The sequence below is a fragment of the Dactylosporangium sp. NPDC049742 genome (assembly GCF_040674675.1).
Classification (GTDB): domain Bacteria; phylum Actinomycetota; class Actinomycetes; order Mycobacteriales; family Micromonosporaceae; genus Dactylosporangium; species Dactylosporangium maewongense.
Genome location: NZ_JBFANF010000133.1, coordinates 1 through 10,852 on the forward strand (window position 1 = coordinate 1; position 10,852 = coordinate 10,852).

The 10,852-nt window shown below is 71.3% G+C and carries 9 protein-coding genes; 4 read left to right on the forward strand and 5 right to left on the reverse strand.

What is annotated here, in order from left to right; translation table 11 throughout:
• A partial coding sequence (locus tag AB0J72_RS58220; RefSeq protein ID WP_363417669.1) for a hypothetical protein occupies positions 1–203 on the reverse strand: 203 nt, incomplete at its 3' end.
• Positions 204–480: 277 nt separating this feature from the next.
• Between AB0J72_RS58220 and AB0J72_RS58225 the strand changes: the two genes are divergently transcribed.
• The 4 genes from AB0J72_RS58225 to AB0J72_RS58240 are packed head-to-tail and all read left to right on the forward strand — an operon-like array spanning position 481 to position 3,456.
• Positions 481–1,509 (forward strand): alcohol dehydrogenase catalytic domain-containing protein, encoded by a 1,029-nt coding sequence (locus AB0J72_RS58225; RefSeq protein ID WP_363417672.1) that lies wholly within the window; start codon positions 481–483, stop codon positions 1,507–1,509.
• A 5-nt stretch (positions 1,510–1,514) separates the two neighbouring features.
• Positions 1,515–2,267, forward strand: coding sequence for an SDR family NAD(P)-dependent oxidoreductase (locus tag AB0J72_RS58230; protein ID WP_363417674.1), 753 nt, complete (start codon positions 1,515–1,517; stop codon positions 2,265–2,267).
• Positions 2,264–2,482: a hypothetical protein gene (locus tag AB0J72_RS58235; RefSeq protein ID WP_363417677.1), complete on the forward strand. Its 219-nt coding sequence runs from the start codon at positions 2,264–2,266 to the stop codon at positions 2,480–2,482. The genes AB0J72_RS58230 and AB0J72_RS58235 overlap by 4 nt, the downstream gene beginning before the upstream one ends.
• Positions 2,479–3,456, forward strand: coding sequence for an aldo/keto reductase (locus tag AB0J72_RS58240; RefSeq protein ID WP_363417680.1), 978 nt, complete (start codon positions 2,479–2,481; stop codon positions 3,454–3,456). The genes AB0J72_RS58235 and AB0J72_RS58240 overlap by 4 nt, the downstream gene beginning before the upstream one ends.
• A gap of 55 nt (positions 3,457–3,511) precedes the next feature.
• Here AB0J72_RS58240 and AB0J72_RS58245 read toward each other — a convergent pair whose 3' ends face one another.
• The 4 genes from AB0J72_RS58245 to AB0J72_RS58260 form a co-directional block, all read right to left on the reverse strand.
• On the reverse strand, positions 3,512–5,014 hold the full coding sequence (locus tag AB0J72_RS58245) for an arabinofuranosidase catalytic domain-containing protein (protein ID WP_363417683.1): 1,503 nt from the start codon (positions 5,012–5,014) through the stop codon (positions 3,512–3,514).
• Positions 5,015–5,188: 174 nt separating this feature from the next.
• Complete coding sequence (locus tag AB0J72_RS58250) at positions 5,189–7,567, reverse strand: ricin-type beta-trefoil lectin domain protein (RefSeq protein WP_363417686.1); 2,379 nt, start codon at positions 7,565–7,567, stop codon at positions 5,189–5,191.
• Between the two features lie 65 nt (positions 7,568–7,632).
• A complete protein-coding gene (locus AB0J72_RS58255; protein ID WP_363417691.1) occupies positions 7,633–8,916 on the reverse strand; it encodes a ricin-type beta-trefoil lectin domain protein in 1,284 nt (427 codons plus the stop codon).
• Positions 8,917–9,286: 370 nt separating this feature from the next.
• A partial coding sequence (locus AB0J72_RS58260; RefSeq protein ID WP_363417689.1) for a non-reducing end alpha-L-arabinofuranosidase family hydrolase occupies positions 9,287–10,852 on the reverse strand: 1,566 nt, incomplete at its 5' end.

A 10,852-nucleotide genomic window follows, 5' to 3' on the forward strand; every position in this document is an offset into this window, starting at 1 on the left:
ACCGAGCGGTCGGGCAGCACCGAGATGGTCAGCGGCTCGCCGACCTCGGGCTCGCCCTTGGCGAGGGTGACCTGCTGGAAGTCGGCCGCGTTGATGGCCGCCGACGCCGGCGCCGCGGTGATGGCGACAGCCGTGAAAGTTCCACCGGCGAGCGCGAGCATCACCGCCGCCGCGCCGCTTCGGTATCGGGGTGTTCGGTTCATGAACCCTCCTGACAGTGCTGGTCAGATGGGCGCGCGCCGTCGCGCCGATTGCAATGCATCGATGCCGCTACGCCGGGCCGTCGAGGGGTGCGCGGCCGGGCCGCCATCGATGCATCGAGCACGTTACATGATTGACGACATACGTCATATGTTTGTCTTGGCGCACTGGCATCGATCGCCGCCCGCCTGCGCGATCACCCAGTTGACTGCATACGTCATACGAGTTACGTTTTTGCGGTCCACGAGCCCGGCTGTCCGCCGCACCGGATGGAGTTCGATGAAAGCCGTCGTCTACCGCGGGGCGCGCACCCTCGACGTCGAAGAACGCCCCGACGAGGAGCCCGGCCACGGTGAGCTGGGCATCGCGATCGCCTACACCGGCATCTGCGGGACCGATCTGCACATCTACCACGGCGACATGGACGCCCGGGTCGGCGCGGCGGCGGTGATCGGCCACGAGATGTCGGGGCGGGTCGCCAGGCTCGGTCCGGGCGTCACCGGCTGGTCGGTCGGCCAGCCGGTGACCGTCATGCCGACGCGGTCGTGCGGCCGGTGCGCGGCATGCGGCCGGGGGCACTCCCACATCTGCCACAGCATGCGGTTCCTCGGCATCGACTCCCCCGGTGCGATGCAGTCGCTGTGGAACGTCCCGGCGGACCTGGTGCTCCCGCTGCCGGAGGACCTGCCGCTGGAGCACGCGGCGCTCATCGAGCCGACCGCGGTCGCCGTCCACGACGTCCGCCGGGCGAACGTCGGCGCCGGCGACCACGTCGTCGTGGTCGGCGGCGGGCCCGTCGGCCTGCTCATCGCCGCCGTCGCGCAGCAGCGCCGCGCGCAGGTCCTGCTGGTCGAGCCGGACGGGTTCCGCCGCCGCGTCGCCGCCGACTTGGGCGTCGAGGCGCTGGACCCGGCGGCGACCGACATCGTGGCGGTCGTGAACGAGCGCACCTCGAACGCGGGCGCCGACATCGCCTTCGAGGTCTCCGGGTCGGCCGCCGGGGTCGCCACCGCCGTCGACGTGCTGACCAGCCGGGGCCGCCTGGTCATGGTGGCCATCCATCCGCAGCTGCGCCCCGTCGACCTGCACCGGTTCTTCTGGCGCGAGCTCGAGCTCTTCGGCGCCCGCCTGTACCAACGCGACGACATGACCGAGGCGATCCGGCTGGTCGCCACGGGCGAGGTTCCCGTGCAGCGGCTGATCTCCCGGATCGGACCGGTGGACACCGTCGGCGACGCCTTCACCGCGCTGGAGTCGGGCGGCAGCGTCATGAAGGTCCTCATCGACTGGCAGGAGCGGCCGCAGTGAACCCGATGTTCGACCTCTCGGGGCGCACCGCCGTCGTGACCGGCGCCCGGCGGGGCATCGGCCTGGCCATCGCCGAGGCGCTCGCCCTCGCCGGCGCGGACATCATCGGCGTCTCCGCGCAGCTGGAGACCTCCGGCAGCGACGCCGAGCGGCGGGTCCGTGACGCCGGCCGCACCTTCACCGCACTGAGCGCGGACCTCGCCGACCGTGCGGCGGTCCACCGGCTCGCCGCGGACCTCGACCTGCTCGGCCCGATCGACATCCTGGTCAACAACGCCGGCACCATCGCGCGCGCACCGGCCGCCGAGCACTCCGACGCGCTGTGGGACCACGTCATCCAGGTCAACCTCAGCAGCCAGTTCCTGCTCAGCCGCGAGATCGGCCGGGCGATGATCGGGCGCGGCCGAGGAAAGATCATCTTCACCGCCTCGCTGCTGAGCTTCCAGGGCGGCATCAACGTCCCCGGGTACACCGCCGCGAAGTCCGGCGTGGCCGGACTGACCAAGGCGCTGGCCAACGAGTGGGCCAGGCACGGCGTCAACGTCAACGCCATCGCGCCGGGCTACATCGCCACGGACAACACGCAGGCACTGCGCGACGACCCGGTGCGGCACCGGTCCATCCTGGAGCGCATTCCGGCCGGCCGCTGGGGCAGGTCCGAGGACATCGGCGGGGCGGCCGTGTTCCTGTCCGCGCCGGCGTCGGACTACGTCAACGGCGTCACGCTGCCCGTGGACGGCGGCTGGCTCGGCCGATGAAGCACAGCGCACCGCGGGCACCGAGGCAGATCATCGACGCCCACCACCATCTGTGGGTCCGCGCCCGCCACCCGCAGCCGTGGATCAACGCCACGACGATGGAGGCGATCAACGCCGACTTCACCGTCGCGGACCTGGCCCCGCTGGCCGCCGTGTCCGGTGTCACCCAGACCGTCGGCACTGCCCGCCAGGTCTACCGGCTGCGGCCACCGTGACACGCGAGACGCTCCCGCGCCGGCCGGCGGTCGGCCTCACCGCGCTGGGTCTCGGCGCCGCGCAGGGCGGCAACCTGTACCACGCGACCACGGACGAGACGTTCGCCGCGGCGGTCGACGCCGCCTGGGACGCCGGCATCCGGTACTTCGACACCGCTCCGCACTACGGGCTGGGGCTGTCCGAACGACGCCTCGGCGCCGCACTGCGGGCGAGGCCGCGCGACGACTACGTGATCTCCACGAAGGTCGGCCGGCTGCTCGTCCCGTCGCCGCGGACGGCGCACCTGCGCGACCCGGACGGCTTCGACGTCGCCGCGACCCACCGGCGGCAGTGGGACTTCAGCCGCGACGGCGTGCGCCGCTCGCTCGAGGCGAGCCTCACCCGCACCGGCCTCGACCGCATCGACATCGTCTACCTGCACGACCCGGACGAGCACTGGCGGCAGGCCGCGACCGAGGCGCTGCCCGCCCTGACCGAGCTGCGCGACCAGGGCGTCATCGGCGCCGTCGGGGCCGGGATGAACCAGTCGGCGATGCTCACCCGGTTCGTCCAGGAGACCGACGTCGACGTGGTGCTGTGCGCCGGCCGGTACACCCTGCTCGAACAGGGCGCGCTGCACGACCTGCTGCCCGCCGCGCAGCGCGCCGGGGTCGGTGTCGTGGTCGCCGGGGTCTACAACTCCGGGCTGCTCGCCACGGACCGGCCGCCGGCCGACGCGACGTACGACTACCGGCAGGCACCCGCCGGGCTCATCGACCGCGCGCGGCGCATCGCCGGGATCTGCGAGGCGCACGGCGTCACGCTGCCCGCGGCGGCGCTCGCCTTCGTCCGCGCGCACCCGGCCGTCACCGCGACGGTGGTCGGTCTGCGCAGCCGGGCAGAGGTCCTGCAGACCCTGCACCGCGCCGAGACCGACGTCCCCGACGCGCTGTGGGCGTCGCTGCGGGGCGCCGGCCTCCTTGGGTCTGCGTAAGCGTGGGCCCCGTCGCGCCGCGGCGGGGCCCACCTGGGTTGGACGGCTGGGTCGGTCAGCGGTAGCCGGCGGCGACGATGTTCGCCTGCACCGCGTTCTCCGTCGCGTCGGACGGGTAGCCCGACACCATCGCGCCTTCGTAGAACGTGCCGGCGCTCTGGTTGGCGCCGCCGTCGGGCTTGCAGCAGTCGCCGCCGCTGCCCAGCACGATCGCGCCCTGCTTCTTCATCGGGCTGTAGCCGTTGGGCAGCGCCCCGTCGTACAGGGTGTACAGGCTGCCCGCCTGGGCGTTGCTGCCCTTGATGGCGAAGCGGGACGTGCCGTTGTTCTTCAGCGTCGCCGTGACGAACTTGCTGGTGAAGGCCCGCTGGTTGGAGTTCCACGAGCTGCTGCCGCCCGGGAACAGGCCCCATTCCAGGTCCGCCTGCACCCATGGCCCGGAGCCGGAGCAGCCGCCGAACCAGCAGCTGGTGCCGAAGTAGATCGCGTCCATGGCGCCGGCGGCGTCGGCCTTGCGGGTCGTCTCGCTGTTGCCGTAGTCGAAGCAGCAGCCGCTGTTGACGTGGGTGCCGCTGGTCACCATGTACATGCCCTCGGGCGCGCTGCCGGTCGGCACACCGGTCAGGTGCCCGTCGCGCCAGTAGCTGTTGCCGGGGTTGATGTACAGCGAATACGCCTTGCCGCCGCCGACCGTCAGCGACTCGGTGGTCGCCCTCGCCGGGCTGCTCTGCGATGAGCCGGGCACCACGCTCGATCCCTGGTACCACAGGTCGTTGCCGCGCCCGGACTGGTCGTAGAGCACGGTGATCACACAGGTCGTGGCGGCGCAGAAGGAGTCCTGGGCGGACGCGTTCGCGGTGCCGCCGGTCGCCACCACGCCGATGTTGCGGGTGGTGTTGTCCGAGGAGCGCCGCACCTGGTACAGGTTGCCGTTGTAGGCACTGAACAGGGCCCGGACGGTGCTGTGCGCGGCGACGCACGGCGTGCCACCGGCGGCGTAGATGTCGCACGGCCCGCCTGTGCCGCCCGGCGGCGGCGGTGACGAGAGCGTCCACTGCTGGTTGGTCTGGCCGCTGCACGCATACAGGATGATCTTCGTGCCGTTCGCGGTGCCCCGACCCGTGGCGTCCAGGCACAGGCCGGACTGCACGCCGGTGATCGAGCCGTTGGCGTTGACGTTCCATTGCTGGTTGGTCTGCCCGTTGCAGTCCCAGATGATGACCGGGGTGTTGTTGGCGGTACCGCGGCCGCTGGCGTCGAGGCATTTGTTGCCGTACACGGTCAGCTGCTTGGCGGTGGTGTAGGTCCACGACTGGCCCGCGGCGCTGCCGCAGTCCCACAGCTGGACCTGGGTGCCGTTGGTGGTGCTGGAGCTCGGCACGTCGACGCAGCGTCCGGAGCCGGCGCCGACGATCTGCTGGGGCGTGTCGGCGGCCAGGGCGGCCCGGCTCAGCGTCACGGCGGCGGCGCCGGCGAGCAGCAGCGTGACGGCGACGGCCAGGATGGCGCCGCGGCGGGCCGTGGAGTGTCCGCCCGGCGCGTCCGCCGTCCCCGCCATGGGCGGCATGGTGTCGTGGCGCGGGCCCATCAGCGCCGCGTCCAGCGTCGTGCGGCGGCCCGTGGGGTGCGTTGCATGTGGCCCTCCTTCAAGTGTTCCGTCCGGATGCCGGCGGGTGCGGCCCGGCCGCCCGATGTGGACGGCCGGGCCGCGGCGCCGCCGCGGGTGAATCGGTCAGGCCCGGATCCAGGTCTGGTTGCTGCCGCCGTTGCAGGTCCACAGCTGCACCGCGGTGCCGTTGGCGGTGCCGGCGCCGTTGACGTCCAGGCACAGCCCGGACCCGTTGGCGACGATCGAGCCGTCGGCGTTGACCCGCCACTGCTGGCCGGCGCCGCCGTTGCAGGTCCAGATCCGCGCCCGGGTGCCCTGGGTGGTCCCGGCCACGTCGAGGCACTTGTTGCCGTAGACGGTGAGCTGGTTGCTCGAGGTGAGCGTCCACTGCTGGTTCGCGCCGCCGTTGCAGTCCCAGACCTGCACGACCGTGCCGTCGGCCTGGCCGGCACCGTTGACGTCCAGGCACCGGTTGGAGCCGGCGCCGCGGATCTCCCCGGTCGACCCGCCCTGTGTGCCGACCGGGGTGATCGTGAGGTTGTCGAACTGCGCCGTGACGCCCTGGCCGGTGCCGTACCCGATCTGGCCGGCGACCCACGTGGAGTCCGACACCGTGCCGACGGTGGTGCCGTCGACGGACGCGCTCAGCGTGCTGCCGTTGAGCGTCAGCGACAGGCTGTGCCAGCGCCCGGTGCCCAGCGCCGCCGTGGTGCCACTGGCGAGGGTCCGCCAGTTGCCGCTGGTGTTGTTGCTGCGGATCGACCAGGCGCCGGTGTCGGCGACCCGGAAGTAGTACCCGTTGAGGTTCTGCGGGCCTTGATGGTCGTACGTGTTGCCGCGGCCGATGAGCTGCGCGTAGCCGGACTTCTCCAGCATGACGTCGGAGGAGACGGTGTAGTTGCGCCACGTCAGGTCGCCCAGCAGGGTGAACGGGTCGGCGTGGCCGGACGTCCAGTAGATCGGCGCCTGTTCCGACATCTGCCGCACGCACCGCCCGGTGTGGCCGCCCCCGCAGGCGGCGACCTCGAACGAGCCCTGCTGGTCCATCAGGTACGTGGCTTCGCGGCCGGCGGCGTAGCTGTCGAAGGTGTCGCTGTACGGCAGCTTCAGGTTGCCCTGCGCCGGGCTGACCGCGGTGCCCTTGCCCTGCCCCGTGGTGGTGGTGATGCTGTACACGTAGCCGGGCTGGACGGTGAGGGAGAAGGCCCCGCCGGAGGGTGTGATGTCGGCGCCGCGCACGAAGTGCTCGGCGGTGCTGTTCGACCGCACGTTGGTGGACCACACCCGCACCGTGCCGGTGGACAGGCCGCCGGTGACGGTGAAGTTCAGGGTCTGCGCCGCGCCGGCGTCCATCGTCTCGATGATCGTGCTGTAGTCGCTGCCGGTGGGCGAGCGCAGCGAGACGTAGCTGCCGTTGCTGCGGTTGCCGCCGATGTAGCCGCTGGAGCTGTCGAGGTAGCGCCAGCCCGGGGCGGTGAACTGGGTGGTCTGCGCCATCACCCACGCGTTCTTGCCGATCGAGTATGCACCCGACCACGGCTGCGACGCGACCGCGACGCCCGTGGTCGCCCAGGGGATGTTCGGCGTGATGGCGGCGATGGCCGGCCAGTTGATGTAGCCGGTCATCCGCCCGTCGACGTAGCCGCGGTTGATGCCGCGGGCGAGCGCCTGCGCGCCGGCGTTGTAGTCGTCGGAGCCGTTCTCGCTGGCCCACAGCGCCTTGCCGGTGGCCAGCGCGTTGCTGGAGCTGGGGCAGCTGCTCTGGGCGCTGCGGTACCCGCACACGTAGTGGCTGCCGAAGGTGGACACGGCGGCTGCGAAGGCGCTGTCGCGCAGCGCGTCGTCGGCGGCGGACCAGCCGAAGTCGTCGGACGCGACGATCTTCACGCCGCCGTAGCCGCGGGCGTTGAGCGCGGCGCGCAGGTTCTTGTACCAGGCGACGTTGTAGCCCTTCTCGTTCCAGCCGCCGAGGTAGTTGATCGTGAGCCCGTGCGTGCCCGCGCAGTCCAGCCACGCCAGCAGGTAGTCGATCGAGTCGTTGGACCAGAAGTTGCCGTTGCCGATCCAGCCGGGGGCGCCCCACGCCAGCCCGACCAGGCTGATGTTGGGGTTGCGGGCCTTGGCCTGCTCCATCAGCCACCACTCGTACCCGCGGTTGCAGTTCACGGCGCCGCGGGTGTGCTCGTGGCTGGGCTCGGCGCCGGACGTCGAGTTCGTGTCGCCGCCGATCTCCACCTTCAGGATCTGCATCGCCGCGCCGTACCCCGGCTTGAACAGGTAGTTCAGGATGTCGCTGCGCTGCGGCTCCGGGTAGTCGATCAGCAGCCGACTGTTGCCGCCGCCCCCGCTGACCGCGCCGATGCCGTCGAGCACCCGCCCGCCCGACGAGCCGTTGATCGTGACCGCGGTGGCCGCCTGCGCGGGGGTGCCGGGGGCGGCCAGTGCGGCCGCCGCGGCCAGCACCACCGCGGCGATCGTCGCCGCGCCGCTCCTCGTTGCCATGCGTGTTCCTCCTCTGCTGTCGGCAGGGGTGGCGCCGGCCGGGGCCGGCGCCACCGGTGGACCGGTCAGGCGCGCAGGCTCCACTGCTGGTTGGCCTGGCCGTTGCAGGCCCACAGCTGGAGCTTCGTGCCGTTGGCCGTGCCGTTGGCGCTGGCGTCCAGGCACAGCCCGGACTGCGCGCCGGTGATCGTGCCGTTGCTGTTGACGTTCCACTGCTGGTTGGCCTGGCCGTTGCAGTCCCAGATGACGACCGTGGTGCCGTTGCCGGTGCCCTGGCCGCTGGCGTCCAGGCACTTGCCGCCGTACACCGTCAGCTGGCGGCTCGCGGTGGCAGTGAAGCGTTGATTGGTGTTGCCGTGGCAGTCCCACAGCTGCAGCTGGGTGCCGTTCGTGGTGCTGCTGCCCGGCACGTCGAGGCAGCGGCCGGAGCCCGCGCCGACGACCGTGACGTTCGACTGTCCCGGCTGCTGGCTGCCCGACGGGCTGCTCGACGGGCTGCCGGGCGGCTGGGAGCTCGGCGTCGTGCCGCCGGCGAAGGAGGCGATGAACTGCCACGCCTCCGTCTTGGTCCACGTCCTGGTGCCGTCCTCACAGCCGGAGCAGCCGTCGACCGGGCCGGGGCCGTGGCCGCCGTCGAACGCCGCCCATCGCACGGGGTACCCGTCACGGCAGGAGTAGGCGGTCGTGATGTGCCGGCCGCTGCCGGACGACGGCTCCGCGGCGTTCTGGGCGGCGCAGCCGTTGTTGCGCAGGAACGTGTCGCGCAGCTGGCGCCCCGAGGCGATGTTCAGGACATTGTCGGAGATGCCGTGGATGCCGAAGTACCCGATCGGCTGGGTGCCGCCGCTGCAGCCGGACAGCTGCGCGCCGGAGTAGACCACGACCGCCCGGAACACGGTGGCCCGGCCGCAGGCGATGGCGTAGCTCATCCCGCCGCCGTAGCTGAACCCCATCGCGAACAGCTGGGTGGTGTCGACGCACAGGTCGTTCTCGATCATCCGGACCATGTCGTCGGTGAACGTGATGTCCTGGCCGCCGCTGTTGGGCCAGCCGTTGCCGATGCCCTGCGGCGCGACGAGGATCGCGCTGTTGCCGGACTGCTGCTGCATCCCGTAGTACGACCACGAGCTGCCGCTGCTGCCGCCGGAGGCGACGTCGTTCATCGTGCCGCCGCGCCAGTGGTAGCCGAAGATCAGCCGGTACGGGCGGGTGTTGCTGTACCCGTCGGGGATGCGCAGGATGAAGCTGCGGCTCTGCCCGCCGCTCTGGATGGTGTAGCTGCCGCTGCGCAGCGTCGGGGTCTTGCCGCAGCCGGCCGTCGTGGCCGCCGATGCCGACGGCACGGTCATCGCCGTCACGGCGAGGACTCCGGCGGCCACGACGGCCACGGCGCCGAGCGCCGCGAGCCAGCGGGGCTTCGTTCGGGTGCTCACAGGTGGGTCTCCTTCGGTCGGCGGCAGCGCTCCCGGTCGGCGGGGGAGGCGCTGCCTGCAGCCAGGGCCGGGGCGGGACGGCCGGTGCCTGCGTCGGGGTGGGTACCGAGGATCGAACCTCGGGCGAAACATAATTCGTATGACGTATTTGGTCAAGAGATGCGGCGTCTTCGATATCCGCCGTCCCGCGGGGCCTGCCGTATCCGCCGGCGGGGGCGTGTCCGACGCATGGCACCGGACACGCCCGAGCGGTCTCGTGACGCGGGCCGCCGCGGCGGCCACACGCTCAGCGCTGCAGCGTCAGCACACCCGGCCGCCACGGCAGCAGGTTGTAGTCACCGCCCGCGCTGGGGTTCTTGCCCTGGTACAGGAACTGCAGGTTGCACGGGTCGATGGTCTTGGTCTGGTCGGGGTTGGTGCGGACCAGGTCACCGTGGCTGATGTCGTTGGTCCACGACGCGCCGCTGTTCGCCTTACCGGCGAAGGGGTTGCTCTCACTGGCGGCCTGCGGGGTCCACGACCCGCCCAGGCTGCTGGACGTGAACGAGCGGAAGTAGCGGCCCTGGCTGCCGATCGCCTCGACGATCATCAGGTACTGGCTCTGGCCCTGGACCTTGTAGACCTCGACCGCCTCGAACAGGTTGTTGGTCGAGTCGCTCATGATCGTGGTGTAGCTGGAGCCGAAGTTGCCCGGGAAGTTCCCGATCGGCATGCTGGCCCGGTAGATCTTGCCGTTGTCGCCGGCGAAGAACAGGTACATGTTCTCGCCGTCGCCGATGAGTGTCTGGTCGATGACGCCGGTGCCGGAGCCGGTGATGCTGCCGGTGAACAGCGCCTGCGGCGCGGACCAGCCGTTGGGGTTGGTCGGGTCGCTGGACGTCTTGTAGTTGAAGGCGTTGGGCCCCCACTGGTAGGCGAGCACCCAGACGTTCCTCGGGGCGAAGTAGAACAGCGTCGGCGCGACCGTGCCCTGGCTCATCCCGGTCTGCGAGGCCGAGCCCATGTCCGACCAGTTGGTGAACAGGCCGAAGCTCATCGAGCCGTACGACCCTCCACTGGAGACGTTCGACGCGTAGACCAGGTGCTTGCCGTTGTAGACGACGTTGGTGAAGTCCTTCAGCGACACCCACCCGTTCTGCGGGCTGGCGAGCGCCCCTGTCGACGTCCACCGGTACGACGACGGCAGCGAGCACGACCCGCCCGGCGACTGCGACTGGGAGGGCGACGACGGCGGCGGCGAGGTCGGCCCGCCGAGCGAGACCAGCCTGAACTGCTGGTTGGCCTGGCCGTGACAGTCGTACAGCTGGACCTGCTGGCCGTTGGCGGTGCCCCACACGTCGAGGCAGCGGCCGGACTGCACGCCACTGATGGTGCCGTTGCTGTTGACGTTCCACTGCTGGTTGGGCTGGCCGTTGCAGTCCCAGATGATGACGGCCGTGCCGTTGGCGGTGCCCTGCCCGTTGGCGTCCAGGCACTTGTTGCCGTACACCTGCAGCGCCTTGCCGGACGTGTAGGTCCACCGCTGGTTGCTCTGGCCGTGGCAGTCGTAGAGCTGCACCCGGGTGCCGTTGGTCTGCGTCGCGTTGGGCACGTCGATGCACCGGCCCGACTGCGAGCCCACGATCTCGTTCGTGCCGCCGGGAACGCCCGGCGAGGTGCTGGCCGTCGGGCTGACGGTCGGGCTGACGGTGGGCGTGGTGGTGGGGGTCGCGGCGTTGAGGGCGTTGAGGACCGAGGTGTACGCGGCCTTCTTGTTGCCGCCGCCGTCGAACAGCAGCGGGCTCTCGTTGGACCGCCACGAGTCGCTGTCCCGCACCCCCCACACGGTGATCCCGACACAGCGCGGCACGTT

Coding starts and splice junctions, on each gene's coding strand:
- AB0J72_RS58225 (WP_363417672.1), top strand. CDS start 481: ATGAAAGCCGTCGTCTACCGCGGGGCGCGCACCCTCGACGTCGAAGAA.
- AB0J72_RS58230 (WP_363417674.1), top strand. CDS start 1,515: ATGTTCGACCTCTCGGGGCGCACCGCCGTCGTGACCGGCGCCCGGCGG.
- AB0J72_RS58235 (WP_363417677.1), top strand. CDS start 2,264: ATGAAGCACAGCGCACCGCGGGCACCGAGGCAGATCATCGACGCCCAC.
- AB0J72_RS58245 (WP_363417683.1), bottom strand. CDS start 5,014: ATGGCGGGGACGGCGGACGCGCCGGGCGGACACTCCACGGCCCGCCGC.
- AB0J72_RS58250 (WP_363417686.1), bottom strand. CDS start 7,567: ATGGCAACGAGGAGCGGCGCGGCGACGATCGCCGCGGTGGTGCTGGCC.
- AB0J72_RS58255 (WP_363417691.1), bottom strand. CDS start 8,916: ATGACCGTGCCGTCGGCATCGGCGGCCACGACGGCCGGCTGCGGCAAG.